The sequence below is a fragment of the Tsuneonella rigui genome, from assembly GCF_003958625.1.
GTDB lineage: Bacteria > Pseudomonadota > Alphaproteobacteria > Sphingomonadales > Sphingomonadaceae > Tsuneonella > Tsuneonella rigui.
Map to the genome: position 1 here is coordinate 130,013 of NZ_RSEL01000007.1, position 23,207 is coordinate 153,219.

The window sequence follows — 23,207 nt, forward strand, 5'->3', positions numbered from 1 at the left end:
CGACGATTGCGAGTACGGACCAATTTGCTACGCTGCGGGCATGAACACCGATCCGCGCATCGATGCCTACATCGCCAAGGCCGCGCCCTTCGCGCAGCCGATCTTGCAGCACATCCGCGCGGTCATTCGCGAGGCGCTGCCCGAGGCGGCCGAGACCGTGAAGTGGTCGGTCCCGCACTGGACTCACGCGGGCAAGAACGTCGCCGGGATGGCGGCGTTCAAGGCGCACTGCGCGATGATGATCCACGGCGAGGGCCGGCAGGGCGAGGGCGAGCAGAAAGAGGGGATGGGCGGCTTCGGCAAGATCAAGTCGATCGACGAACTCCCGCCGCGGGACGAACTGGTCGCCAAGCTGCGCTCAGCCGCGCAGCGTGTCGAGACCGTGGGCAGCGCCACTCCCAAAGTGAAGAAGCCGCCCAAGGCCGAGATCGCCATGCCCGACGACTTCGCTGCTGCACTGGCAGGCAATGCTAAGGCCAAGGCCGCGCTGGAGGGTTTTGCTCCATCGCACCGGCGCGAGTATCTCGAATGGATCACCGAGGCCAAGCGCGAGGAAACGCGTGCCAAGCGGATCGCTCAGGCGGTCGAGTGGCTCGCCGAGGGTAAGAAGCGTAACTGGAAGTACGAGAACTGCTGAGAGCTCAGCGGACGATCGCGCTGTAGGTCATCCGTCCTGCGGGCGCCGAACCGGGCACCTGCAAGCGCAGGTGCGTCACGTCCTCAGCCGAGGCAAGCCGGTTGCCCACACGCAGGCTCCCGAGGCGTCCCCAGTTGCGGCCGTTGTCGGTCGAAACTTCGACCGCGTCGTTCCCGGCGCGTTGAAACGCAAGCGGACGCGGCACGGCGCTTTCGACAGTGAATCCGCGGCCGCGCGGAGCGGCGCGCCATTCGAGCACCAGGACGACCTTGTCGCCCTTCTTGAGCGTCGTGGCCGGCTCCAGCGCCCGAACCCCGTCATTGCGCCGTTCGACATAGACCGAGCGGTCGATATCGACTCCATTGCCGGCGCTCGCCGCACTAGCGGCAACCCACAGCACGCTGCCCACAGCCAATCCCAAACGCATCGAAAATTCCCCCCACGCCCCGCGACCGGGGCAGGCGAAAGAGTGGCGCGATATGGTTAATTTTTGGTGACGCGGACGCGCTCGAAAAAGCCTTTGGAGCGCGGTTGACAGCCCCCGTTGCACCCCCTAGTGGCGCGGCTCCCAAGCGGTGCAAGCCCCGGATGCGCGGGTGTAGCTCAGTTGGTTAGAGTGCCGGCCTGTCACGCCGGAGGTCGCGGGTTCGAGCCCCGTCACTCGCGCCACTTGGGACTTCCTTGAGACGAGCGGACGGCCGACGCGCTTCAGCGCCGGTCGCCGGGCAAGCGGAAGCTGCCGGTCTCCATCCACACCAGGAAGCGCTTGAGCGGCAATAGCCAGATCACGCCAAGCACCAGATAGACCAAAGTCTGCGCCAGCGCGGGCCAGTCGCCGATCAACCCGGGTACGTAGTTCGCGATCACGAGCGCGTAGGCGCCGAGCGCCGCCAGAAGCGCGAGAATGCCGAGCGGGATGCGCAGGGTGGGCTCGGTCCTCATGCGAACGGTCCGTAAAGGCGCGTGGGCGTGACGACAGCCGCTAGTGGGCGATCGTGCGACTCGTGGGGCAGGTCATTTACCAGTTGGGTGTCCCATGCGAGGCCGATCGCGATCACATCCGGGTGCGCGGCAAGCCAGCGGTCATAGTGCCCGCCGCCCTGACCCAGTCTCCGGCCGTCGGCGGTGAAGCCGAGCAAAGGGACGATCAGCACTTGCGGCACGACTTCCTCCGCATCGGCGCGCGGCTGAAGCAGGCCGAAAGGCCCGGTTTCGAGGTCGCTCTCTCCGAACGGGTCGGTGTGCAGCGCAAACTCCATCGGCGCGTCGCGGTTCGCGAAGCGGGGCAGGGCGATCGCGTGGCCGTTTTCCTGGAAGTAACGTGCGTAGGCCGCGGCGGGCGCCTCGTTGGGGCTCGCCCGGTAGAGGCCAATCGTCGTGCCGTCCGCGATCAGAGCCTTGAGCGGTGCGGGCGGCACGCGGAACAGCAGCGCCCGCGTGGCATTGGGGAGCGCGGCGACAGTGCGGCGGCGTTCGGCGCGCAGGGCCTTGCGCAAGGCGGCTTTGGTCTCGGTCACGAAGCGGCCCCTAGCGCGGTTGGAGTGGCGGAACCACCATGGGTCGTTTGCCCCAGTATCCTCTGACGCCGAACGTCAGGTGGGGACCATGTACCCCGATTTCCTGGACGAACCAGGGCCTCAGGGCAGGGACAGCCCCCAGGATGTGCTTATAGCCCCAGGGATATTGATGCGGCTCGTGCCGGGCAGTCCCGCCGTGTCCTATCTAGGAACTCGACGCCGCACCCTCAAGCTTATCCGCCGTCTGCTCGAGCATTTCCGCCAGTCGCTCGAGTGCAGGGGCGAGGTCGGTTTCGGACGCACCGTCGCCGTCGGTTGCCGCTGGGCGCGCGGCCAGCTCGTCACGCTCGCGGGTCAGTGCCTCGATCTGATCGTGTAGCGCGGCCTCGTTGGCCTGTCGTTCGGTGAGCCGTTCGCTAAGCTCGGCCAGTCGCGCCTGTGCCGCTTCGACCTCGCGCGCCGCGTCGCGGCCGGCACTTTGTAGCTGCTCCAGTTCGGCGTCGCTGTTGGCGAGCGCGCTCTTCAACTCCTCGATTTCGCCGACCGCGGAGCCGGCCTGTGCCTTGGCCGCGGCAATATCCCCTTCAGCCCGCGCGACGGTATCGCGCCCCTCGTGCACCTCGTCGGCGAGCAGCAGCGCTGCGAACAGCAGGTTCTGCGCATCGTTGCCCGACAAGTTACCCATTGAGGATAGCTTGTCGTTGATCGCGGCGCCGAGGCGGGAGACGCGCTCCTCCTCGCCTGGGCCGCAGGCGACCCGATAGGTGCGCCCGCCGATCGACAGGGCGACCTCGCTCATGCCTCCAGCTCGCCGAGCAGCACGTCGAGTTCACCCAATGCCTGAGCGACCGTTTCACGCAGGGATTCGTGGCGCTCGACCAGCGCGGAAACCGATGGCGGCATCGCGGGCGGTGCGGCGCGCGCGCTGTCAGCGGCCTGCGCGATGCGCGCGAGTGCGGCTTCGATCCGCTGCACCGCTGCTTCGGTCCGATCCCCCGTCATGGCACGCGATTTACCGTGTTTTTCTTATCCACGCAAAGCTTTGCCGCGCCCTGTTGATAACTGACCTCCGGTGACCTTTCGGGGACGAGGCGGGCGCTCGCCTTGACCTCGCGCGGAGCCTCCGCGAAGGGGTCGGCGCGCAGTCGAATCGCCCCTTGCTGGAGACTTCCCGGATGACGCTCGATACCGCCCGCCTGGCGCCGATGGCGAACGCCATTCGTGCCTTGTCGATGGACGCGGTCCAGGCGGCGAACTCGGGGCATCCGGGCATGCCGATGGGCATGGCAGATGTGGCGACGGTGCTGTGGTCGAAGTACCTCCGGTTCGATCCCCAAGCCCCCGACTGGGCGGACCGCGACCGCTTCGTGCTCTCGGCCGGGCACGGATCGATGCTGATCTACAGCCTGCTCTACCTCTCGGGCTACGCCTCGCCGACGATCGAGGACATCCGCAACTTCCGTCAGCTCGGCAGCGTGTGCGCCGGGCACCCGGAGAACTTCCTCATCCCCGGCATCGAGTGCACCACCGGGCCGCTAGGCCAGGGGCTGGCGATGGCGGTCGGCATGGCGATCGCAGAGCGGCATCTCAACGCCGGCTACGGCGACGCGCTGGTCGATCACCATAGCTGGGTGGTCGCGGGCGACGGGTGCCTGATGGAAGGCGTCAATCACGAGGCGATCGGCCTTGCCGGTCACCTGCGGCTCGGGCGTCTCAAGGTGCTGTGGGATTCGAACCGCATCACCATCGACGGCTCGACCGACCTGTCGACCTGCGAGGACATCCCGGCGCGCTACCGCGCTGCGGGGTGGCATGTGATCGAGTGCAACGGCCACGACTACGCCGACATCGACCGCGCGCTGGGCGAGGCGGCGGCGCACGATGCCTCGCCAGTGCTGGTCGAATGCCGCACGGTGATCGGCAAGGGCGCGCCCAACAAGCAGGGCACCAGTGGCGTTCACGGCGCAGCGCTGGGCGCGGACGAAGTGACGGCGGCGCGGCAGGCGCTCGGCTGGACCTCCGAACCATTCGTGGTGCCGGATGAGATTCTTGCGGACTGGCGCGCGACGGGGACACGCGGCGCTGCGGCGCACCGCGAATGGCAGGCGCGGCTCGATAAGTCGGACAAGGCGGACGAGTTCAAGGCGCGCATGGCGGGCAAAGTGCCTGCGGGCGTGCTCGACGACTACATCGCCGGCCTGATCGCTGAACCCAAGACCGTCGCCACCCGCAAGGCGAGCGAGATGGCGCTCGAGGTGCTGACGGCGCAGCTACCGGCGATGATCGGCGGCTCGGCGGACCTCACCGGCTCGAACAACACCAAGACCAAGGCGACCGGGCCGCTCACCGCCGTCGAGTACGCCGGTCGCTACCTCTACTACGGTATCCGCGAGTTCGGCATGGCCTGCGCGATGAACGGCATGGCGCTCCACGGCGGGGTGATCCCCTACGGCGGCACCTTCCTGATCTTCAGCGACTACTGCCGCAATGCTGTGCGACTTTCTGCGCTGCAGCAGACCCGCGCGATCTACGTGTTCACGCACGACAGCATCGGGCTGGGTGAGGACGGCCCGACGCACCAGCCGATCGAGCAGTTGATGAGCCTGCGGCTGATTCCCAACCTCAACGTCTTCCGGCCGTGCGATACCATCGAGACCGCGGAATGCTGGGCGCTGGCGCTGTCGACGCCGGAAACCCCGTCGGTTCTGGCGCTCAGCCGGCAGAACCTGCCGCAGCTTCGCAGCGAAGAAGGCAACCTGTCCGCCAAGGGCGCCTATCGCCTGCGCGCCGCCAAGGCCGGCCGCAAGGTGATCCTGATCGCCACCGGCTCCGAGGTCGAAGTCGCCGTCGCAACCGCCGATGCGCTGGAGGCGCAGGGAATCGGTGCGGACGTGATTTCAATGCCTTGCATGGAATTGTTCGAAGCGCAGGACCAGTCCTACAAGGACGACCTGCTGCCGAACGTGCCGCCCGAGCAGTTGCTGCGCGTCTCGATCGAGGCCGGCGCCACGCTCGGCTGGGATCGCTACACGATGGCGAACGGCCTCAAGATCGGCCTCGACCGCTTCGGTGCCTCCGCCCCGGCGGAAGACCTCTACGCGAAGTTCGGCTTCACCGCCGAGGCTATCGTCCCGCAAATCAAAGCAAAACTAGGCATTTAGCAGGAGCTTCTCACATGGCGACCAAGGTTGCGATCAACGGTTTCGGACGCATCGGGCGGCTGGTGGCGCGCGCCATCCTCGAACGCACCGATCACGATCTGGAACTGGTCTCGATCAACGATCTGGCCGACACCAAGTCGAACGCGCTGCTGTTCGGCTTCGACAGCACCCACGGCCGCTTCCCCGGCACCGTCGAGACCGCGGGCAACGACCTCGTCGTCAACGGCAAGCACATCCACGTCACGGCGGAGCGCGATCCGGGCAACTTGCCGCACAAGGCCAACGGCATCGACCTGGTGCTCGAGTGCACCGGCTTCTTCCAGTCCGACGAGGCGAGCCGTCCGCACCTCACCGCCGGCGCCAAACGTGTGTTGATCTCGGCCCCGGCGACGGGCGTGTCGAAAACCATCGTCTTCGGCGTGAACCAGGACACGCTGACCGCCGACGACGACATCGTCTCGAACGCGAGCTGCACCACCAACTGCCTCGCCCCGGTGGCCAAGGTCCTCAACGACGCGATCGGCATCGAGCGCGGGTTCATGACCACGATCCACAGCTACACCAACGACCAGCGCATGCTCGACCAAATCCATTCGGACCTGCGCCGCGCCCGCGCCGGGGCGATGAACATGATCCCGACCACCACCGGCGCCGCGCGCGCGGTGGGCCTCGTGCTCCCAGAGCTGAAAGGCAAGTTGGACGGCTCGTCGGTTCGGGTGCCGACGCCGAACGTGTCGCTGATCGACCTCGTGTTCACCCCCGGCCGCGACACCACGGCCGAAGAGATCAATGCCTCGCTCAAGGCCGCCGCCGAGGGCCCGATGAAGGGCGTGCTCGACTTCACCGACCAGCCGCTGGTTTCGAGCGATTTCAACCACTACCCGGCGTCCTCTACCGTCGATTCGCTGGAAACCGCGGTGCTCGAAGGCAAGCTCGCGCGGGTCGTGTCGTGGTACGACAACGAGTGGGGCTTCTCCAACCGGATGATCGACACCGCCGGGGTGATGGCGAAGTTCCTCTGAGGCGCTGACGATGGCCGCGTTCAAGACTCTCGACGATCTCCCGGATGACCTGACCGGCAAGGTCGCGCTCGTCCGGGTCGATCTCAACCTGCCAATGAACGAGGGCCGGGCGAGCGACGTCACCCGCGTCGAGGCGAGCGCGCCGACCATCCTCGAATTGGCCGATGCCGGGGCCAAGGTGCTGCTCCTGGCGCACTTCGGCCGGCCCAAGGGCGAGCGCTACTCGACGATGAGCACCAGCATCGTCCAGGGCGACGTCGAGCGCGTGCTGGGGCGCGAGGTGATGTTCATCTCCGAAGTCAGCGGGCCGGTGGTCGAGCAGTCGCTCGCTATCCTGCGGCCGGGGGACATCGGCTTGCTCGACAACGTCCGCTTCTGGCCGGGCGAGGAGAAGAACGACCCCGAGTTCGCCAAGGCCATCGCGGCGAACGGCGACTTCTACGTCAACGATGCATTCTCCGCCGCACACCGCGCGCACGCGACGACCGAAGGGCTCACGCACTTCCTGCCGTCCTACGCCGGCCGCGCGATGGAGAAGGAACTGAAGGCGCTCGACGCCGCACTCGGCACCCCCGAGCAGCCGGTCGCGGCGGTGGTCGGCGGCGCCAAGGTCTCGACCAAGCTGGCGGTGCTGGAGAATCTTGTCGGGCGAGTGCAGCACCTGATCATCGGCGGCGGCATGGCGAACACCTTCCTCGCCGCGCGCGGGGTCGATGTCGGCAAGTCGCTGTGCGAGCACGACCTGACCGCGACCGCCAGCGCGATCATGGACAAGGCCGACCACGCCGGCTGCACGGTGCACCTGCCCTATGACGTCGTGGTTGCGAAGGAATTCGCCGCCAATCCGGCGTCCTTGCGCACCTGCAATGTCCACGAAGTCGCTGCCGACGAGATGATCCTCGACGTCGGACCGACCGCGGTCGAGGCGCTCGCCGATGTGCTCAAGACCTGCCGCACGCTGGTTTGGAACGGGCCGCTGGGCGCCTTCGAGACGCCGCCGTTCGATGCCGCCACGGTGGCGCTCGCCCGGACCGCGGCGGCGCTGACGCAGGACGGCAGCCTGGTTTCGGTCGCCGGCGGCGGGGACACCGTGGCGGCGCTCAATCATGCGGGCGTGGCGGACGGCTTCACCTACGTCTCGACCGCGGGCGGCGCGTTTCTCGAATGGATGGAAGGGCGTGAGCTTCCCGGCGTGAAGGCGCTGGAGCAATGAGCGAGGAAACGGCGCAGACCTCGCACGGACCGATCGAGGTCACCGAAGGCGAGTTCGCCGGCTGGATGAACTGGCCGCACGACGCGTTCGAGACGCGCGCCGGCCCGTTCTACTTCCGCAACGATGAGAACGGCCAGCCGGTCTGCGCATTCCGCGCCGAGCAGAAGCACATGAACGGCGGCGGGTTCATGCACGGCGGCTGCCTGATGACCTTCGCCGACTTCGCGCTGTTCTCGATCGCGCATCACGAGCTCAAGGAAAACTTCGCCGTCACGCTGTCGATGACGTCGGAATTCCTCGCCCCCTCGCGCGTCGGCCAGTGGATGGAAGCGCGCGGTGAGGTCGTCCGCGCCGGCGGCAAGACCATCTTCGTGCGCGGCACGATCACCGCCGACGCCAAGCCGGTGTTCACCTTCACCGGCATCATCCGCAAGGTCGGTAAACGAACCGGCTGATGGCCGACGTGCGCCACCTCTTCTCGACGCCCTTCGCGATCGAGACGGTGGACGACGCGTCGCTTGCCGCCGGACTGCGCGATGCGATCGCCGCCGAGCGCGCGCGAGACCCGGCCGGTATTGCCCACTCAAATCTGGGTGGGTGGCACTCGAACATGAACATGCTCGCGTGGGGCGGTGAGCCAGCGCGCAATCTCTCGCGCCATGCGATCGGCATGGCCGAGGCACTCACGATCGACCGGGGTAGCCCCGACGCGAGCCGCTACCGCTGGACCGCCGAAATGTGGGCCAACGTCTGCACCCGCGGGCATGCCAACCAGTTCCACGTCCACCCGGGTAGCTTCTGGTCGGCGGTTTACTATCTAGACGACGGCTACGGGGGCAGCGACGATCCGGCGCTGGGCGGCGAACTGCAACTGACCGATCCGCGCATGCCGATGGTGGCGATGGCGAGCCCCGAGCTCGCCTTTCGCGAACCCGACGGCGCCATCCAACACGCCGAGCTGGCCCTACGGCCCCGGACCAGGGTGATGGTCATGTTCCCCTCCTGGCTGCAGCACGGCGTCCGGCCCTATCTGGGCGACGCCGAGCGGGTCAGCATCGCCATCAACCTGAAGGCCTCAAAGCCCGAGCCGGCCAGCGGTTGAAGCCCGCTCGCGCCAAAGCTAAGGCCCGCCCACATTTCACACAGAGGATCTGCATGAACACCGACGACATGACCCGCCGCATCGCCACCGGCGAGGGCTTTATCGCCGCGCTCGACCAGTCGGGCGGATCGACGCCCAAGGCCCTGACCGGCTACGGCATCGAAGATGGGGCGTGGGCCAATGACGACGAGATGTTCGCCCTCATCCACGCGATGCGCGAGCGGATCATCGAGAGCCCGTGCTTCGGCGGCGGCAAGGTGATCGGCGCGATCCTGTTCGAAAAGACCATGGACGGAACCAGCGGCGGCAAGCCGGTGCCCGAGCGCCTCGCCGAGCGCGGCGTGGTGCCGTTCCTCAAGGTCGACAAGGGGCTGGAGGACGAGGCCGACGGCGTGCAGCTGATGAAGCCGATGCCCGAGCTCGAAAACCTGCTCGCCCGCGCCCGCGAGAAGGGCGTATTCGGCACCAAGATGCGCAGCGTCATCAAGTCGAACCAGCCCGGCGGGATCGTGAAGATCGTCCGCCAGCAATTCGAGGAGGGCAAGCGTATCCTCGCCGCTGGACTGATGCCGATCCTCGAACCCGAGTACGACATCAAGGCCGCCGACCGCGCCGAGGGCGAGCGGGTGCTGCGCGACGCAATCCTCGCCGAGCTCGACGCGCTGCCCGAAGGCCAGCAGGTCATGCTCAAGCTGTCGATTCCGGTCGAGGCAAACCTCTACCGGCCGCTGATCGACCACCCCAAGGTGCTGCGCGTGGTGGCGCTATCGGGTGGATACTCGACCGACGAGGCGTGCGCCAAGTTGGCCGAGAACCAGGGCGTGATCGCGAGCTTCAGCCGCGGCCTGCTGCAGGACCTGCGCCACCAACAGTCGGACGAGGAGTTCGATTCGACCCTCGGGTCGGCGATCGACCAGATCCACCTCGCCTCGGTGCGCTAACGCGCCTCGTAAGTGAAGCGGTAGTCCACCGGCTGCGTCTCGGTCCCGGCCATCTTGTCTGGCCGGACCGAGACCAGCGCCAGCATCTTGCCGTGCGTGCCGAAAGGCTCACCGAGGGTGAGGTCGGCGGTGTCGGAAAAGTTGCTGCCGACGATCCGCGTCGTCACGACGACGCGGCCCGCCCACACGCACCGCGCGTTCATCGGGCAGCGGCTGTCCTCGGCCACCTTCTTTGGCGTCACGACGAGATCGCCCACGCGCACCGGCTGGCCGAGCGGCACCGCGTAGCCTTGCGGCTGCGGCGGGGTGCTGTCGGGCGGCGGCACCATCGTGCAGCCTGCGAGGGCGAGGGGCGCGAGGGCCAGGGTCAGCAGCTTGTTCATGCCGGCGAGATAGCGGGCTCGCGGCTTTCGCGCATCTGAACGCTGGCGGGCTGCGCCTGCCGCACCATCGCGCGCAAGGTTTGCGCGTCCTCGATCGCGTGGCCGTTGATGTCGTTGTTGAAGTAGGCCCAAACAGCGCGGCCGTCGCGGGCCTGCGTCGCGATCCAGTCCGCCCAATTCGCCAGAGCTTCGTCGGAGTAGCGGCCGACGTACTTCCCGGTCGTCCCGTGAAAACGCAGGTAGCACACAGGCCCGAGCCCAATGCGTGGACTCACCGAACCAGGCATGTCGTGAACCACCAGGCCCGCGCCGTAGCGCTCAAGTAGCCCGAAGACGGCATCGCAGTACCAAGTCGGCTCGCGGAACTCGAATACGCATGCCGTGTCGTGCGGCAGCAGCGTGAGGAAGCTTTCCAATCGCTCGAGGTTGGCCGCGAACTTGGGCGGCAGCTGGAACAAAAGCGGGCCCAGCGCCGGACGCAGCGCGTCGACCGAAGTCATCATCCGCGCCATGGGCTCCTCGCAGTCCTTTAGCTTCTTGGCCTGGGTGAGGAAGCGGTTGGCTTTCACCGCGTAGCAGAACCCTGGCGGAGCCTGCCGGCGCCACGCCTCGAACGTCGTGGGCGGCGGCAGGCGGTAAAAGCTGTTGTTGACCTCGACCGTGTCGAATGTCTCGGCATACCACGCGAACCAGCGCTTGACGGCGAGGCCTTGCGGATAGAACAGCCCGCGCCAATGCTTGTACATCCAGCCGGAGCAACCGATGCGCACCGGTGCGGGCCGAGGTGAACCGTGAGCACTCATAGCAACCAGAACGCCGGCGGCGCGGCCTCGTGCCAGCTCTACCTGATCTCCCCGCTCGAAGTGGGTGGAGACTTCCCCACGCGCCTCGAGCGCGCGTTGGGCGCCGGCGACGTTGCGGCGTTTCAGTTCCGGGTGAAGGGGATCGACCAGCACGAGGCGGCCGCGCTCGCCGCGCCGTTGCAGGCGATCTGCGCCGCGCACGACTGCGCGTTCATCGTCAACGACAGCATCGGTCTCGCCAAGCGGCTGGGCGCCGACGGCGTGCACCTCGGACAGGGCGACGGCGACGTGCGCGATGCGCGCGAGCAACTGGGACGGGAGGCGCAGATTGGCGTCACCTGCCATGCCAGCCGTCACCTCGCGCTTGAAGCAGGCGAGGCGGGGGCCGATTATGTCGCATTTGGCGCTTTCTTTCCCAGCACCACCAAGGTGAGCGAGCACCGGCCCGAGCTCGAGCTGCTTCAATGGTGGCAGGCGATGATGGAGCTGCCGTGCGTCGCCATCGGCGGGATCACGCCGGTCAACTGCGGCCCGCTGGTGACAGCGGGCGCGGACTTCCTAGCGGTGTCGGCGGCGGTGTGGAACGGCGACGAGGTGGAGAACGTGCGCGCCTTCCACCGTGCAATCGCCGAGGCTGCTTCCCAAGCCGCGACGGATGTGCAAACTCCCGAGTAACAATCTGACCGGGGAGAGCGGATGATGGCGACACAGGCAGAAGCAGGCGCTCCCGTGCGCGAGATGACGCTCCGTGCGCTGATCATCGGCGGGCTGCTGACGGTCGTGTTCACCGCCGCCAACGTCTATTTCGGCCTGCGCGTCGGCCTGACCTTCTCGACCGCGATCCCGGCGGCGGTGATCTCCATGGCGATACTGCGCACGATGGGCGGGTCGTCGATGGTCGAGAACAACATCGTTCAGACCATCGGCAGCGCGGCGGGCGCGGTCGCGACGATGGTGTTCGTGCTACCCGGCCTCGTCATCGTCGGTTGGTGGACCCGCATTCCCTATTGGGAGACGATGCTGGTCTGCGCGACGGGCGGGGTGCTCGGCGTGATGCTATCGGTGCCGATGCGCCGCGCGCTGGTGATCGACAGCGACCTGCCGTACCCCGAAGGCGTCGCGGGCGCGGAGATCCTGCGCGTCGGGATGGGCGACGCGGAAGGCGCGCGCGAGAACAAGGCGGGCCTCGCCACGATCATGTGGGGCGCGGCGGCGGGCGCGTTTTTCTATTTCCTGACCGCGATCCGGGTCGCTGCGGCCGAGGTCGGCAAGAACTTCAAGTTTGCCGGCGGGGTCAGCGGGCTGGGCGGATCGATGTCGCTCGGGCTGCTTGCCATCGGCCACCTGATTGGGCTCACCACCGGTATCGCCATGCTGGCCGGCGTGATCACCTCGCGCTTCGTGCTGCTGCCGTGGCTCAGCAATGGCGTCGCGGGACCGATCGACGATGTCGCGGGCACCATTTTCTCCGAGCAGGTCCGGTTCGTGGGCGCGGGCGCGATGGCGGTTGCGGCGGTGTGGGCGCTGATCCGGATCATGGGCTCGATCATGCGCGGCCTCGCCGGGATCGCCGCCACCGCGCGCGCACGGCGTGAAGGCACGGCGATCGCCATCACCGAGCGCGACCTGCCGGGCGGCTGGGTGCTCGGCATCAGCGCGGCGATGTTCGGCCCGATCCTGTTCCTCGTCTGGCAGTTCGTCCAGGGCGGACCGCTGGCCGGCTCGATCGGCGCGGTGCTCCTCCTCGCGCTGGTGTTCATCGTTATCGTCGGCGTCTTCACCGCGGTGGTGACCGGTTACATGGCCGGCCTTGTCGGCACTTCGAACAGCCCGGTATCGGGTGTCGGCATCCTATCGGTGCTCATTGCTTCGGTGATCGTTGCTGCATTGTTTGGCGCCGAAGTGGCGCCCGATCAGCGGGCGCCGCTGATCGCATTCGCGCTGTTCATTGTCGCCTTCGTGTTCGGCATCGCGATCGTCGCCAACGACAACCTGCAAGACCTCAAGACCGGGCAACTGGTCGGCTCGACCCCGTGGAAGCAACAGGTCGCGCTGGTGGTCGGCGTGATCGCCGGATCGCTGGTGCTACCGCCGGTGCTGCAGATGCTGGCGGACAGCTTCGGGTTCCTCGGCGCGCCGGGCGCCGGGCCCAACGCCCTCGCGGCCCCGCAGGCGTCGTTGTTTGCTGCCATCGCGCAAGGCGTGCTCGGCGGCTCGCTGCGATGGGATCTGGTCGGGACCGGTGCGGCGATCGGCGTCGGCATCGTCATCATCGACGAACTGCTGGCCAAGAGCGGCAAGGGGCGCTTCCCGCCGCTCGCTGTCGGCATGGGCATTTACCTCCCCGTTGCGCTGGTCCTCCCCACGGTGATCGGGACGGTCATCGGTCATGTCTGGAACAAGATGGCGCTGACCACAAAGCGGCCGGAGTTCACCGTGCGCCTCGGCGTCCTGCTCGCGACCGGCCTGGTGGTCGGGGACAGTCTCATGGGCCTCGCATACGCCGGGGCGGTCGGTGCTTTGGGTGATCCCGAGCGGCTGTCGGTGGTGCCGGAAGGCTTCGAGCCCATCGCCGGGTGGATCGCAGTCATCGCGGTTATCGCGCTGATGGTCGGGGTCTATGCGCGAACCAAAGTGGCTGCGCTTCGGGCTGACTGACGCGGCGGATACATTTTTCCTATCATGGGTTGTCCTTGGCGAAGGGGCGGGTCGCGTCCCGTAACCTGGGGAATTCCATGCGTTTCATCTTTGCCGCCGCTTCCCTGCTCGCGCTTGCCGCGTGCGGGATGAACGGGACCGACCGCTACAAGGGCGATGCGGCGGCCGACCGCGACGCCAACGCCACCACCAAGAACTTGGCCGATACGATGGCGTCGCACGATTCGGGCGACGTGTCGTCCGACGTGCCGGACATTCCCGATCCCGAGGCGCGACCGGTGATGCAAGCGCAGGTCGTGCTCGACCGTCAGGGCTTCGGCCCGGGCGTGATCGACGGCAAGATGGGCCTCTCGACCGAGAACGCGCTCAACGGCTTCCAGGAGGCCAACGGGCTGACCGTGACCGGCGAACTGGACGAGGCGACCAAGGCCAAGCTCGGCCAATGGCAGACCATCCCAGCCACCCGCGTCGTGCGCATCCCGGCCGATTGGGGCAGCGAGCAATACGTGCGCACGCCGAAGGAACCCGCCGATCAGGCCAAGCTTCAGCGGCTCGGCTACCAGAACCTCGACGAGCGGCTGGCCGAGCGCTTCCACACCACTGTCGATGTGCTGAAGGCGCTCAATCCCGGCGGTCGGCCGGCGGGCATGAAGGCCGACGCGGCGGACGGCCCGACGCCAACCCCGTCGGCAAGTGCCAGCCCCAGTCCGACGCCGAGCGTCTCGGGCGCAGCGGACACTTCGCCGCTGCCGTCGACCTTTGCGGCGGGCCAGCTGATCCGCGTCCCCAACATTGGCGGTGACCGCATCGCGCCGGGCGCGATCGACGACAACAATTGGCAAACCACGCTGGTGAGCCTCGGCGTCGGCACCGAGCAGCCCAAGGTGACCAAGGTCGTCGTCAGCAAGAAGGGCGGCACGCTCAAGGCCTACGACGGCGGCGGCAAGCTGGTGGCCCTGTTCACCGTCACCTCGGGCTCGAGCCACGATCCGCTGCCTCTCGGCCAGTGGAAGGTCAACGGGGTCAGTCGCAATCCGCCGTTCCACTACAATCCCGACCTGTTCTGGGATGCCAAGGCGACCGACGAGAAGCAGAAGCTGCCGCCGGGGCCGAACGGGCCGGTGGGCGTGGTGTGGATCGATCTCAACAAGGAGCACTACGGCATCCACGGCACGCCTGAGCCGCAAACGATCGGCCGCACCCAGTCGCACGGCTGCGTGCGCCTCACCAACTGGGATGCGGCGCGGCTGGCGCAAATGGTCAGCCCCGGCACCCAGGTGATCTTCGAGGCCTGACCGTGGCGCTACCCGTGATTGACCGGCTGCTGACGGTAGTGGTGACCGCCACGCTGACGTCGGCAGTGTGGATCGTTGCGGGTGGCACCATCATGCAGCACGCGGGGCTCGCGAGCGGGTTCGCGGGCGTGGTTGCGACTACCAAGCCGGCCGCGACCGGTGTCCACCCGGCAGCCCATGCGGCTTCGCCAGCACGCGGCGCCCAGCTCGTCATCCCAGTGCGCGGCAAGGGACCGAAGGACCTCACCGACACCTTCACCGCCGCGCGCGCGGGCGGGGCTCGGGTGCACGACGCGATCGACATCATGGCGGATGAGGGCACCCCGGTGATCGCCGCGGCCCCAGGCCGGGTCGAAAAGCTGTTCCTGTCCAAGCCCGGCGGCAACACGATCTACGTCCGCTCGTCCGACGGCAACACCATGTACTACTACGCGCACCTGCGCAGCTACGAGCCGGGGCTGGCCGATGGACAGCTGGTGATCGCAGGTCAGCCGCTCGGCGCGGTCGGCCACACCGGCAACGCCAGTCCGGACGGACCGCACCTCCACTTCGCCATCATGCGCACGAGCCCGACTGCGAAGTGGTGGGAGACCGCGACCGCGATCAATCCCTACCCGCTGCTCGTCGGCAAATAGTCTAGCGTTTCGGGCCGGTTCGGACGCAGCGCATTTTTGCCTGCGGTCCAATCAGGTCGGTGCGCTTGAGCGTTCGCGCACCGCTCCGCTCGAAGCGCGCGCCGCGCATCGGGCCGCGGGTGAAGACCACCTCGTCGCCGGTCAGCAGGTAGGTCCCGTCCCCGCGCTCGGAATCGTAGCTGGAGGCGTTGATCACATCGAACCACGCCCCCGGCACGGGCTTGGATGCGAGACCCGCAGCATCGCCCGGCAATTCGCACAGATAGCGGCCCAGCGGCAGCGTGCCGAGCGGTCCCGCCGCCTGCGCGCCGGTTGAAGCGACAGCTCCCGCGGCCAGCAAAATACAGAAAATCGGACGAAACATTTGGCGCAAAGCTACCATGTCCGGCCGCCTGCCACCACCCACCTTGCCCGCGCATGAGCGAGCCGCTAAGGCGCGCACCGCATCGGGCCCCGGCTTCACCGGCGCGGCCCGTCTTTCAAGAAGGCTCTTTGATCCATGAAAATCTCCGGCGTGGACATCCGTCCCGGCAACATCCTCGAATACGAAGGCGGGATCTGGAAGGTTGCCAAGATCCAGCACACCCAGCCGGGCAAGGGCGGTGCTTACATGCAGGTCGAGATGAAGAACCTGCAGGACGGCCGCAAGACCAACGTCCGCTTCCGCAGCGCCGACACGATCGAGCGCGTGCGGCTGGACCAGAAGGGCTACCAGTACCTCTACGCCGATGGCGACCAGCTGGTGTTCATGGACAAGGACAACTACGAGCAGATCAGCCTGCCGGCCGACCTCGTGGGTGAGGCCGCGGCGTTCCTGCAGGATGGCATGGAAGTCGATCTCGAGCTGTGGGACGAGAAGCCCATCTCGGTCGCGCTGCCGTCGCAGATCGAAGCGACGATTGTCGAGGCTGATGCGGTGGTGAAGGGCCAGACTGCTTCGTCCAGCTATAAGCCCGCCGTGCTCGACAACGGCGTGCGTGTGATGGTGCCGCCGCACATCGAAAGCGGTACGCGCATCGTGGTCGACGTGTACGAGCGGACTTACGTCGGCAAGGCGAGCTGAGCACGGCACGATGGCGGCGATTTCGGGCCTCATTCGGGTAATGGAAAAAGCCGCGCGCAAGGCGGGCGGCAAGCTGCGGCGCGACTTCGGCGAAGTCGAGCACCTGCAGGTCAGCCGCAAGGGGCCGGCCGACTTCGTCTCCAAGGCGGACCAGATCGCCGAGCGGACGATCTACGACGAACTGCTCCACGCGCGGCCCGACTGGGGCTTCGAACTGGAAGAGGGCGGCACGATCGAGGGCAAGCCGGGCAGCCCGCGCTGGATCGTCGATCCGCTCGACGGGACGAGCAATTTTTTGCACGGCATCCCACACTTCGCGATCTCGATCGCGGCGCAGGAGCCCAAGCTCGACGGTTCGGGCTGGGGCGAGGTGGTCGCGGCGGTCGTCTACCAGCCGATCACCGACGAGACCTTCTGGGCCGAGAAGACCCGCGGCGCCTGGCTGCAGGACAAGCGGCTGCGTGTATCGAGCCGCAAGGCCATGGCGGATTCGCTGATCGCGACCGGAATTCCCTACGGCGGCCACGGCGATTTCGGCGAATGGACCCGCGTCCTGGCCGAGATCGGCCCCCAGGTCGCCGGCATCCGCCGTTTTGGCGCGGCGTCGCTTGATCTCGCGTGGGTCGCGGCAGGCCGCTTCGATGGCTTCTGGGAGAGCGACCTCGCGCCGTGGGACACCGCCGCCGGTTGCCTGCTGGTGCGCGAGGCAGGCGGTTTCGTGACCGATTATCGCGGTCGCAGTCTACCGGTGTGCGACCGGCAGGTGCTCGCCGCTAATGACGGTCTGCATTCCAAACTGCACAAAGCCTTGGCGAGCGCGCTCAAGGTATAGGTCGCGACGAAGCACGCTTGCCGCACACGGAAGCGCCCGCTATCCGGCGCGCCTGCCCGGCGCCCCCGTGGTGGAATTGGTAGACGCGCTCGACTCAAAATCGAGTTCCGCAAGGAGTGCCGGTTCGACCCCGGCCGGGGGCACCAGCGATTTCGTCAGTCGCCCGGGGTGGCCGTGCCGGAGCGGGCGCGGCTGGCGGCGAGCAAATCTTCGATTTGCTTGGCGCGTTCGGGCGTTTGCGCAGCGGCGCTCTCGGCTTTCTGTCGGGCGATCAGCGCTTTTCGTTGGTCATCGCTGAGCGAAGCCCAAACCTGGGACGAAACGCCGTATTGCGTGAAGCCGGCCGGCACGCCGTGGGTTTCCGCCTGCGTGAAGTTGTCCGGGACCACTCCATCTTGCGCCGCGGCGCCCGTGGTATCCATCGGTTCACCGAAGTTACTGTCGAGCGCGGCGTCCGTGGTGAAGCTGCCGTGTGCCCGCGCATCTTTGCGTACGAGCTTGGTCGGCCCGGCGAGCGGTTTCGGTGCGGCGGCGTGGGCTTCGCTCGCGATCGCCTTGCGGCTCTCGCCATCCGCGAACACGCCTACCGCTAACGTCACGCCTACCGTCAGCACCGCGAAGTGCCGGTACATCTGCGCCGTGACGGCTTTGGTCTGCGCTCTGCGGGCCATGACGCCGCATTACGCGGCAGGGTTGAACGGTCGGCAACCATCGATGGTTGCATTCAGGTTGACGGCCGCCGGGGCTGGGGGACCCCGACGGCCGTCTCTCCTCCCCAGGAGATCGGTTAGGTGTAGCTGCCGAGCCGGTGATGCAGCGCGTTGATCTTGGCGAGTTCCTCGCGGTCGTCGACCGAGCGGGCATAGGCGGTCAGCGCGGTGCGCAGCAGCTGGAAATCGGCGGTCGACAGCAGCGCGCGGGCGCGGCTGGGCTCGGCGGCGGGGCGATCCTCGGTCATCGTTGTCATCCTCTTGTCCCTTAGGCAGCGGCGAACTGGTTCATCGTGTTGGCAGAACCACCGGCCTTCAGCGCCGCTTCGCCGGCGAAGTAGTCCTTGTGGTCGTCGCCGATGTCCGAGCCGGACATGTTCTGGTGCTTCACGCAGGCGATGCCTTGGCGGATTTCCTCGCGCTGCACGTTCTTGACGTAGCCGAGCATGCCGGCGTCGCCGAAGTACTCGCGGGCGAGGTTGTCGGTGCTGAGCGCCGCGGTGTGATAGGTCGGCAGGGTGATGAGGTGGTGGAAGATCCCCGCCTCGCGCGCCGCGTCTGTCTGGAACGTGCGGATGCGCTCGTCGGCCTCGGCGGCCAGCGGGGTCGCGTCGTAGTCGACGCTCATCAGCTTGGCGCGGTCGTAGGCCGAGACGTCCTGACCGGCCTTCTCCCACGCATCGAACACCTGCTGGCGGAAATTCAGCGTCCAGTTGAAGCTCGGGCTGTTGTTGTACACCAACTTCGCGGTCGGGATCACCTCGCGGATGCGGCTGACCATCCCGCCGATCTGGCCGATGTGCGGCTTCTCGGTCTCGATCCACAGCAGGTCGGCGCCGTTCTGCAACGAGGTGATGCAGTCAAGCACGCAGCGGTCCTCGCCCGTGCCGGCGCGGAACTGGTAAAGGTTCGACGGCAGCCGCTTCGGGCGCAGCAGCTTGCCGTCGCGGGTGATGAGGACGTCGCCGTTGCCGATCTGGCTAGCGTCGACCTCGTCGCAGTCGAGGAAGCTGTTGTACTGGTCGCCGAGGTCGCCCGGCTCCTTCGAAAACGCGATCTGCTTGGTCAGGCCCGCGCCTAGGCTGTCGGTGCGCGCGACGATCACGCCGTCCTCGACGCCGAGCTCGAGGAACGCGTAACGGACCGCGCGGATCTTCTGCAGGAAGTCCTCGTGCGGCACGGTGACCTTGCCGTCCTGGTGACCGCACTGCTTCTCGTCGGAAACCTGATTCTCGATCTGGATCGCGCAGGCGCCCGCCTCGATCATTTTCTTGGCGAGCAGGTAGGTCGCCTCGGCGTTGCCGAAGCCCGCATCAATATCGGCAATGATCGGCACGACGTGCGTCTCGTGATTGTCGATCGCCTGCTGGATGCGCTGTGCCTCGACCTCGTTGCCGGCCTCGCGCGCCTTGTCGAGTTCACGGAACAGGCCGCCGAGCTCACGCGCGTCGGCCTGGCGCAGGAAGGTGTAGAGCTCCTCGATCAGCGCGGGGACCGAAGTCTTCTCGTGCATCGACTGGTCGGGCAGGGGGCCGAACTCGCTGCGCAGCGCGGCGATCATCCAGCCGGAGAGGTAGAGATAGCGCTTGTTGGTGGTGCCGAAATGCTTCTTGATCGCGATCAGCTTCTGCTGGCCGATGAAGCCGTGCCAGCAGCCGAGGCTCTGGGTGTAGGCGGCGGGATCGGCGTCGTAGGCGGCCATGTCCTCGCGCATGATCTTTGCGGTGTAGCGCGCGATGTCGAGGCCGGTGGGGAAGCGGTTCTGCAGCCGCATGCGCGCGGCGCTCTCGGCGTCGATCGCCGCCCACGGCGCGCCCGCCTCGTCGATGGTGCGGCGGTAGTCGGCGATGCTGCTCTGGTAGGTCATTGATCGAATCCCGTGGCGGAAGGTTTCGTCCGGAATGACACACGGCAGCGGCAAAAGATCACGAAAATTACAAACTATCTTGTCCACTAGGCCCGTTCAGAGCAATCAGTGCTGCAAATCTGTAAAGGAATTTACAAATGGCCGAAGCTGGGTTGTTCGCTGGAGCGGCGCTGCGGCGGCTGCGTAAGCGCGAGGGGCTGACCCAGTCGGCGATGGCCGCACGGTTGGCCATTTCGCCCAGCTATCTCAACCTGATCGAGCGCAACCAGCGTCCGCTCTCGGCGCGCGTGGTGCTGCAGGTTGCCGAACAGTTCGACTTCGATCCGCGCTCGTTGCGCGAGGACGAGGCGATCGGCGGTGTCGATGGCCTCGCCCGCCGCATGGCCGACGAACGCTTTGCCGATCTCGGTATCGACCGCGACGAGCTCGCCGAATTCCTCTCCGCCGCGCCGCAAGCGGCTGCTGCCTTCGCGCGTTTGTTCGACAACGCGGTCCCCGCCGAGCGCCGCGACGACCCGACCGACGCCGCACGGCGCGAGATCGAACGCTGGCGCAACCATTTCGCCGACCTCGATAGCGCGGCTGAAGCACTCGCCGACGAACTGCGCCTGTCGCGCGGCGACACCTATGCCGCGCTGGCCGATCGCCTGCGCGAGCGGCACCAGCTCGCGATCCGCATCCTGCCGCGCGAGGTGCTGCCTGACGCGCTCCGCCGGCTCGACCTGCACGCGCGCCAGCTCCAGCTCAACGAGATGCTCGATCCCGCCTCGCGCACGTTTCAGGCTGCGCTGCAGATTGCCGCGCTCGAGTTCCGCACCGACATCGCCAATCTCGCCGCCGGGCCGCAGTTCGCCGATCCAGCCGCGCGAGCGCTGTTCGAGCGACACCTGACCGCCTACGTCGCCGCCGCGCTGATCATGCCCTATGGCCGGTTCCTCCGCGCGTGCGAGGCGACTGGTTACGACTTCGACGTGCTGACGCGCCGTTTCGGGGTGGGGTTCGAGCAGCTCGCGCACCGCCTGACCACCCTGCAACGCGTCGGCCAGCGGGGGCTGCCATTCTTCATAGCGCGGCTCGACCGAGCGGGCCAGTATTCCAAGCGCTACGCCGGAGCGAGCGGGGCGACCCTTCTCGAAAGCCCGGATTCCTGCCCGCTCTGGCACGCCCATCGCGCGTTCGAGCGGCCAGGGGAACTGCTGGTGCAGGCTGTTTTGCAGGACGGAGCGGGCGCGGCGCCCGCGCACTGGCTGACGATGGCGCGCATCGTGCAAGGGCGAGGCGGGGCGCGTTTCGTCGTTGCGCTGGGGATCGAGGCACGGCTTGCGGGCGACCTCGCGGCGGCGCGCGGTATCTCGTTGCGGCCCGAGGACGCGACCGCGATCGGCCTCGGCTGCGCGCGCTGTCACGTGCCGGGCTGTGTCCAGCGCTCGCTGCCACCGCGCGGCGCGGCGCTGCAGTTTTCGGCCCTCGAACAGGGTGTGACTCCGTTCCGCTTCGCCGGTTAACCATCCATCGCGGAACCGCGCCGCGCGCCCGACCGTTTCTCTGGCATCCTAATAAATGAGGGAGAGTCCCCATGGCCGAAGAACGCATTACCGAAGTTGAGACGCCCTCTGGCGATACGCATACCACGCACACCATCGTGACCGATGGAGACTCTCGCAGCGGTGGCGGCGGCTCAGGATGGCTGATCGCGATCGTGCTGATCATCGCGGTCATCGCGGGCTTCTGGTTCTTCTCCGGAATGAGCGGCGCCGAAACCAACAAGGACAACGCCATCGCCAATGCGGCGAACGATGTGGGCAACGCGGCGCAGAATGTCGGCGAAGCGGCCAAGGACGCGGCGAACAACGTTACCGATAACAAATGACCGCTTAACCACGGGCAGACGCGACCGCAGAGTCGCGTGTAAAATTTACCGACATTTCATCTCTCGGTCATAGGGCTGTCACTCCGACAGGAGCGCACCCGGGCCGAGACGATGATCCGCCTTTTCAAGCATTATATCCCGCATGCGGTGATGCTGCTGGGCCTGTTCGATCTCGCTCTGCTGGTCATCGCGGGCGAGGTCGCATGGGAGGTGCGCGCTTCGCAGATCGATACCGACGTCGGCCTGTTCAGCGACCGGATCCCGATGCTCGCGGGTTTTGCCGGTACGGTATGGCTCGCGATGATCGCGGTCGGAACTTACGGCGCGGATTCGCTTCGGTCGATGCGCTACGCCGGCGCGCGATTGCTGGTCGCGGTGAGCCTGGGCATCATCGCGCTCTCGGTCATCGAGTTCATGCTGCCGGGCCACACTTTCTGGCGCTCGACCCTGTTTTACGCGATGTTCCTGGCAATCGGCTTGCTCGTCGCCAACCGGCTGTTGGTCGGCAGCGTCATTGGCACCGCGGCGTTCCGCCGTCGCGTGCTCGTGCTCGGTGATGGCCAGCGCGCGCGCCGCATCCGCGAGCTTGCCGAGCGGCCGGAGAGCGGCTTCGCTGTCGTCAGCTTCATCGGCATGAACGAAGGTTCGCCGGTGATCGAGGAGGCGATCCCTCGCGCCGCGATCCACGATCTTGGGCGTTTTGTCGAAAACATCGGCGCGAGCGAAGTGGTGCTGGCGCTGGAGGAACGGCGCAACTCGCTCCCCTTGAAGGACCTGCTGCGGATCAAGACTCACGGCGTTCACGTCAACGACTTCTCCAGCTTCATGGAGCGGGAAACAGGGCGGGTCGATCTCGATACGCTCAACCCGAGCTGGCTTATTTTCAGCGACGGCTTCTCATCGGGCCGCATCGTGTCCAGCGCGGCCAAGCGCGTGTTCGATGTCACCGCCAGCGGCCTTCTGCTCGCGCTCACCCTGCCGATCATCGCGCTGTTCGCTTTGCTGGTGAAGCTCGACAGCAAGGGCCCCGCGTTTTTCCGCCAGACGCGCGTCGGCCTCTACGGGCAGAGCTTCCAACTGGTGAAGCTCCGTTCGATGCGCACCGATGCCGAGAAGGACGGCGCGCAGTGGGCGCTGAAGGACGATCCGCGCGTTACCCGGCTGGGGCGCTTCATCCGCAAGGTTCGGATCGACGAATTGCCGCAAGTGTGGACGGTGCTCACGGGGCGAATGAGCTTCGTCGGCCCGCGCCCCGAGGTGCCGCAATTCGTCACCGATCTGGAGGACAAGCTGCCCTACTATGCGGAGCGCCACATGGTGAAGCCGGGCATCACCGGCTGGGCGCAGATCAACTATCCCTACGGCGCGAGCGTCGAGGATTCGCGCGCCAAACTCGAATACGATCTCTACTACGCCAAGAACTACACGCCCTTCCTCGATCTCCTGATCCTGCTCCAGACGTTGCGCGTCGTGCTGTGGCCCGAAGGGGCGCGCTGAC

At 67.0% G+C, this 23,207-nt stretch carries 27 protein-coding genes, 2 tRNA genes and 1 other RNA gene; 18 read left to right on the top strand and 12 right to left on the bottom strand.

The window, feature by feature from the left end:
- The first annotated feature begins 40 nt into the window (after positions 1-40).
- Positions 41-637 (top strand): YdeI/OmpD-associated family protein, encoded by a 597-nt coding sequence (locus ELY12_RS03915; protein WP_126175401.1) that lies wholly within the window; start codon positions 41-43, stop codon positions 635-637.
- A 4-nt stretch (positions 638-641) separates the two neighbouring features.
- On the opposite strand, the gene ELY12_RS03920 is transcribed toward ELY12_RS03915, so the two are convergent.
- Positions 642-1,064, bottom strand: a complete 423-nt coding sequence (locus tag ELY12_RS03920) for a hypothetical protein (protein WP_126175402.1) — start codon at positions 1,062-1,064, stop codon at positions 642-644.
- 165 nt (positions 1,065-1,229) lie between these two features.
- Here ELY12_RS03920 and ELY12_RS03925 point away from each other — a divergent pair.
- Positions 1,230-1,306: transfer RNA gene (locus tag ELY12_RS03925), tRNA-Asp, on the top strand.
- A gap of 39 nt (positions 1,307-1,345) precedes the next feature.
- Here ELY12_RS03925 and ELY12_RS03930 read toward each other — a convergent pair.
- From ELY12_RS03930 to ELY12_RS03950, 5 genes are all read right to left on the bottom strand, one after another.
- Entirely contained in the window at positions 1,346-1,579 is a 234-nt protein-coding gene (locus ELY12_RS03930) for a DUF2842 domain-containing protein (RefSeq protein WP_126175403.1), read from the bottom strand.
- Positions 1,576-2,154, bottom strand: a complete 579-nt coding sequence (locus ELY12_RS03935) for a 5-formyltetrahydrofolate cyclo-ligase (protein WP_126175404.1) — start codon at positions 2,152-2,154, stop codon at positions 1,576-1,578. The genes ELY12_RS03930 and ELY12_RS03935 overlap by 4 nt, the downstream gene beginning before the upstream one ends.
- 26 nt (positions 2,155-2,180) lie before the next feature.
- Positions 2,181-2,349: non-coding RNA, 6S RNA (ssrS, locus tag ELY12_RS03940), on the bottom strand.
- A gap of 10 nt (positions 2,350-2,359) precedes the next feature.
- Entirely contained in the window at positions 2,360-2,953 is a 594-nt protein-coding gene (zapA, locus tag ELY12_RS03945) for a cell division protein ZapA (RefSeq protein ID WP_126175405.1), read from the bottom strand.
- Positions 2,950-3,156 (bottom strand): hypothetical protein, encoded by a 207-nt coding sequence (locus ELY12_RS03950; RefSeq protein WP_126175406.1) that lies wholly within the window; start codon positions 3,154-3,156, stop codon positions 2,950-2,952. Before ELY12_RS03950 ends, zapA begins: the two co-directional genes overlap by 4 nt.
- A 173-nt stretch (positions 3,157-3,329) precedes the next feature.
- Here ELY12_RS03950 and tkt point away from each other — a divergent pair, with 173 nt between their 5' ends.
- Genes tkt through ELY12_RS03980 form a run of 6 tightly spaced genes read left to right on the top strand, consistent with a single transcriptional unit; the run spans position 3,330 to position 9,593 of the window.
- Positions 3,330-5,315, top strand: a complete 1,986-nt coding sequence (gene tkt, locus ELY12_RS03955) for a transketolase (protein WP_126175407.1) — start codon at positions 3,330-3,332, stop codon at positions 5,313-5,315.
- Between the two features lie 14 nt (positions 5,316-5,329).
- Positions 5,330-6,337 carry a type I glyceraldehyde-3-phosphate dehydrogenase gene (gene gap / locus ELY12_RS03960; RefSeq protein WP_126175408.1) on the top strand — a complete coding sequence of 336 codons (1,008 nt, stop codon included), beginning with the start codon at positions 5,330-5,332 and terminating at the stop codon, positions 6,335-6,337.
- A gap of 10 nt (positions 6,338-6,347) precedes the next feature.
- On the top strand, positions 6,348-7,550 hold the full coding sequence (locus ELY12_RS03965) for a phosphoglycerate kinase (RefSeq protein ID WP_126175409.1): 1,203 nt from the start codon (positions 6,348-6,350) through the stop codon (positions 7,548-7,550).
- Complete coding sequence (locus ELY12_RS03970; RefSeq protein WP_126175410.1) at positions 7,547-8,005, top strand: PaaI family thioesterase; 459 nt, start codon at positions 7,547-7,549, stop codon at positions 8,003-8,005. The genes ELY12_RS03965 and ELY12_RS03970 overlap by 4 nt, the downstream gene beginning before the upstream one ends.
- Entirely contained in the window at positions 8,005-8,652 is a 648-nt protein-coding gene (locus tag ELY12_RS03975; RefSeq protein ID WP_126175411.1) for a TIGR02466 family protein, read from the top strand. Before ELY12_RS03970 ends, ELY12_RS03975 begins: the two co-directional genes overlap by 1 nt.
- Before the next feature lie 53 nt (positions 8,653-8,705).
- Positions 8,706-9,593 (top strand): fructose bisphosphate aldolase, encoded by an 888-nt coding sequence (locus ELY12_RS03980; protein ID WP_126175412.1) that lies wholly within the window; start codon positions 8,706-8,708, stop codon positions 9,591-9,593.
- Here the strand turns inward: ELY12_RS03980 and ELY12_RS03985 are convergent.
- A complete protein-coding gene (locus ELY12_RS03985) occupies positions 9,590-9,976 on the bottom strand; it encodes a hypothetical protein (RefSeq protein ID WP_126175413.1) in 387 nt (128 codons plus the stop codon). The two genes, ELY12_RS03980 and ELY12_RS03985, sit on opposite strands and share 4 nt — an antisense overlap.
- The gene (locus ELY12_RS03990) at positions 9,973-10,746 is read right to left on the bottom strand and encodes a DUF72 domain-containing protein (protein ID WP_241229713.1); all 774 of its coding nucleotides are present in this window, start codon (positions 10,744-10,746) and stop codon (positions 9,973-9,975) included. Before ELY12_RS03990 ends, ELY12_RS03985 begins: the two co-directional genes overlap by 4 nt.
- 21 nt (positions 10,747-10,767) lie before the next feature.
- On the opposite strand from ELY12_RS03990, the gene thiE reads away from it, so the two are divergent.
- The 4 genes from thiE to ELY12_RS04010 all read left to right on the top strand — a co-directional run bounded on the left by thiE (position 10,768) and on the right by ELY12_RS04010 (position 15,367).
- On the top strand, positions 10,768-11,454 hold the full coding sequence (gene thiE / locus ELY12_RS03995) for a thiamine phosphate synthase (RefSeq protein WP_126175415.1): 687 nt from the start codon (positions 10,768-10,770) through the stop codon (positions 11,452-11,454).
- 24 nt (positions 11,455-11,478) lie between these two features.
- Positions 11,479-13,437 (top strand): OPT family oligopeptide transporter, encoded by a 1,959-nt coding sequence (locus ELY12_RS04000; RefSeq protein WP_126175416.1) that lies wholly within the window; start codon positions 11,479-11,481, stop codon positions 13,435-13,437.
- A gap of 77 nt (positions 13,438-13,514) precedes the next feature.
- The gene (locus ELY12_RS04005) at positions 13,515-14,732 is read left to right on the top strand and encodes a L,D-transpeptidase family protein (RefSeq protein ID WP_164549392.1); all 1,218 of its coding nucleotides are present in this window, start codon (positions 13,515-13,517) and stop codon (positions 14,730-14,732) included.
- A gap of 2 nt (positions 14,733-14,734) precedes the next feature.
- Complete coding sequence (locus ELY12_RS04010; RefSeq protein ID WP_241229714.1) at positions 14,735-15,367, top strand: M23 family metallopeptidase; 633 nt, start codon at positions 14,735-14,737, stop codon at positions 15,365-15,367.
- Between the two features lies 1 nt (position 15,368).
- On the opposite strand, the gene ELY12_RS04015 is transcribed toward ELY12_RS04010, so the two are convergent.
- The gene (locus tag ELY12_RS04015) at positions 15,369-15,731 is read right to left on the bottom strand and encodes an elongation factor P (RefSeq protein ID WP_126175417.1); all 363 of its coding nucleotides are present in this window, start codon (positions 15,729-15,731) and stop codon (positions 15,369-15,371) included.
- Positions 15,732-15,866: 135 nt separating this feature from the next.
- Between ELY12_RS04015 and efp the strand changes: the two genes are divergently transcribed.
- From efp to ELY12_RS04030, 3 genes are all read left to right on the top strand, one after another.
- Positions 15,867-16,430 (top strand): elongation factor P, encoded by a 564-nt coding sequence (gene efp, locus ELY12_RS04020; RefSeq protein WP_126175418.1) that lies wholly within the window; start codon positions 15,867-15,869, stop codon positions 16,428-16,430.
- Positions 16,431-16,440: 10 nt separating this feature from the next.
- Positions 16,441-17,262 carry an inositol monophosphatase family protein gene (locus ELY12_RS04025; protein ID WP_126175419.1) on the top strand — a complete coding sequence of 274 codons (822 nt, stop codon included), beginning with the start codon at positions 16,441-16,443 and terminating at the stop codon, positions 17,260-17,262.
- Between the two features lie 61 nt (positions 17,263-17,323).
- Positions 17,324-17,408 (top strand) — tRNA-Leu (locus ELY12_RS04030).
- Positions 17,409-17,417: 9 nt separating this feature from the next.
- Here the strand turns inward: ELY12_RS04030 and ELY12_RS04035 are convergent.
- The 3 genes from ELY12_RS04035 to ELY12_RS04040 form a co-directional block, all read right to left on the bottom strand.
- Complete coding sequence (locus ELY12_RS04035) at positions 17,418-17,933, bottom strand: type 2 periplasmic-binding domain-containing protein (protein WP_126175420.1); 516 nt, start codon at positions 17,931-17,933, stop codon at positions 17,418-17,420.
- A gap of 116 nt (positions 17,934-18,049) precedes the next feature.
- Entirely contained in the window at positions 18,050-18,220 is a 171-nt protein-coding gene (locus tag ELY12_RS14225) for a hypothetical protein (RefSeq protein ID WP_164549393.1), read from the bottom strand.
- Between the two features lie 20 nt (positions 18,221-18,240).
- On the bottom strand, positions 18,241-19,839 hold the full coding sequence (locus ELY12_RS04040) for an isocitrate lyase (protein ID WP_126175421.1): 1,599 nt from the start codon (positions 19,837-19,839) through the stop codon (positions 18,241-18,243).
- A gap of 137 nt (positions 19,840-19,976) precedes the next feature.
- Here ELY12_RS04040 and ELY12_RS04045 point away from each other — a divergent pair, with 137 nt between their 5' ends.
- From ELY12_RS04045 to ELY12_RS04055, 3 genes are all read left to right on the top strand, one after another.
- Complete coding sequence (locus ELY12_RS04045) at positions 19,977-21,344, top strand: helix-turn-helix domain-containing protein (RefSeq protein WP_126175422.1); 1,368 nt, start codon at positions 19,977-19,979, stop codon at positions 21,342-21,344.
- A 71-nt stretch (positions 21,345-21,415) separates the two neighbouring features.
- Positions 21,416-21,709, top strand: a complete 294-nt coding sequence (locus ELY12_RS04050) for a hypothetical protein (RefSeq protein WP_126175423.1) — start codon at positions 21,416-21,418, stop codon at positions 21,707-21,709.
- 111 nt (positions 21,710-21,820) lie between these two features.
- On the top strand, positions 21,821-23,206 hold the full coding sequence (locus tag ELY12_RS04055; protein ID WP_126175424.1) for a TIGR03013 family XrtA/PEP-CTERM system glycosyltransferase: 1,386 nt from the start codon (positions 21,821-21,823) through the stop codon (positions 23,204-23,206).
- Position 23,207: the final 1 nt, after the last annotated feature.

What these genes read in the sequence shown, in the direction of transcription:
- ELY12_RS03915 (WP_126175401.1), top strand. Translation starts at nt 41, where the DNA reads ATGAACACCGATCCGCGCATCGATGCCTACATCGCCAAGGCCGCGCCC.
- ELY12_RS03920 (WP_126175402.1), bottom strand. Translation starts at nt 1,064, where the DNA reads ATGCGTTTGGGATTGGCTGTGGGCAGCGTGCTGTGGGTTGCCGCTAGT.
- ELY12_RS03930 (WP_126175403.1), bottom strand. Translation starts at nt 1,579, where the DNA reads ATGAGGACCGAGCCCACCCTGCGCATCCCGCTCGGCATTCTCGCGCTT.
- zapA (WP_126175405.1), bottom strand. Translation starts at nt 2,953, where the DNA reads ATGAGCGAGGTCGCCCTGTCGATCGGCGGGCGCACCTATCGGGTCGCC.
- ELY12_RS03950 (WP_126175406.1), bottom strand. Translation starts at nt 3,156, where the DNA reads ATGACGGGGGATCGGACCGAAGCAGCGGTGCAGCGGATCGAAGCCGCA.
- tkt (WP_126175407.1), top strand. Translation starts at nt 3,330, where the DNA reads ATGACGCTCGATACCGCCCGCCTGGCGCCGATGGCGAACGCCATTCGT.
- gap (WP_126175408.1), top strand. Translation starts at nt 5,330, where the DNA reads ATGGCGACCAAGGTTGCGATCAACGGTTTCGGACGCATCGGGCGGCTG.
- ELY12_RS03965 (WP_126175409.1), top strand. Translation starts at nt 6,348, where the DNA reads ATGGCCGCGTTCAAGACTCTCGACGATCTCCCGGATGACCTGACCGGC.
- ELY12_RS03970 (WP_126175410.1), top strand. Translation starts at nt 7,547, where the DNA reads ATGAGCGAGGAAACGGCGCAGACCTCGCACGGACCGATCGAGGTCACC.
- ELY12_RS03975 (WP_126175411.1), top strand. Translation starts at nt 8,005, where the DNA reads ATGGCCGACGTGCGCCACCTCTTCTCGACGCCCTTCGCGATCGAGACG.
- ELY12_RS03980 (WP_126175412.1), top strand. Translation starts at nt 8,706, where the DNA reads ATGAACACCGACGACATGACCCGCCGCATCGCCACCGGCGAGGGCTTT.
- ELY12_RS03985 (WP_126175413.1), bottom strand. Translation starts at nt 9,976, where the DNA reads ATGAACAAGCTGCTGACCCTGGCCCTCGCGCCCCTCGCCCTCGCAGGC.
- ELY12_RS04000 (WP_126175416.1), top strand. Translation starts at nt 11,479, where the DNA reads ATGGCGACACAGGCAGAAGCAGGCGCTCCCGTGCGCGAGATGACGCTC.
- ELY12_RS04005 (WP_164549392.1), top strand. Translation starts at nt 13,515, where the DNA reads ATGCGTTTCATCTTTGCCGCCGCTTCCCTGCTCGCGCTTGCCGCGTGC.
- ELY12_RS04015 (WP_126175417.1), bottom strand. Translation starts at nt 15,731, where the DNA reads ATGTTTCGTCCGATTTTCTGTATTTTGCTGGCCGCGGGAGCTGTCGCT.
- efp (WP_126175418.1), top strand. Translation starts at nt 15,867, where the DNA reads ATGAAAATCTCCGGCGTGGACATCCGTCCCGGCAACATCCTCGAATAC.
- ELY12_RS04025 (WP_126175419.1), top strand. Translation starts at nt 16,441, where the DNA reads ATGGCGGCGATTTCGGGCCTCATTCGGGTAATGGAAAAAGCCGCGCGC.
- ELY12_RS04035 (WP_126175420.1), bottom strand. Translation starts at nt 17,933, where the DNA reads ATGGCCCGCAGAGCGCAGACCAAAGCCGTCACGGCGCAGATGTACCGG.
- ELY12_RS14225 (WP_164549393.1), bottom strand. Translation starts at nt 18,220, where the DNA reads ATGACCGAGGATCGCCCCGCCGCCGAGCCCAGCCGCGCCCGCGCGCTG.
- ELY12_RS04040 (WP_126175421.1), bottom strand. Translation starts at nt 19,839, where the DNA reads ATGACCTACCAGAGCAGCATCGCCGACTACCGCCGCACCATCGACGAG.
- ELY12_RS04045 (WP_126175422.1), top strand. Translation starts at nt 19,977, where the DNA reads ATGGCCGAAGCTGGGTTGTTCGCTGGAGCGGCGCTGCGGCGGCTGCGT.
- ELY12_RS04050 (WP_126175423.1), top strand. Translation starts at nt 21,416, where the DNA reads ATGGCCGAAGAACGCATTACCGAAGTTGAGACGCCCTCTGGCGATACG.
- ELY12_RS04055 (WP_126175424.1), top strand. Translation starts at nt 21,821, where the DNA reads ATGATCCGCCTTTTCAAGCATTATATCCCGCATGCGGTGATGCTGCTG.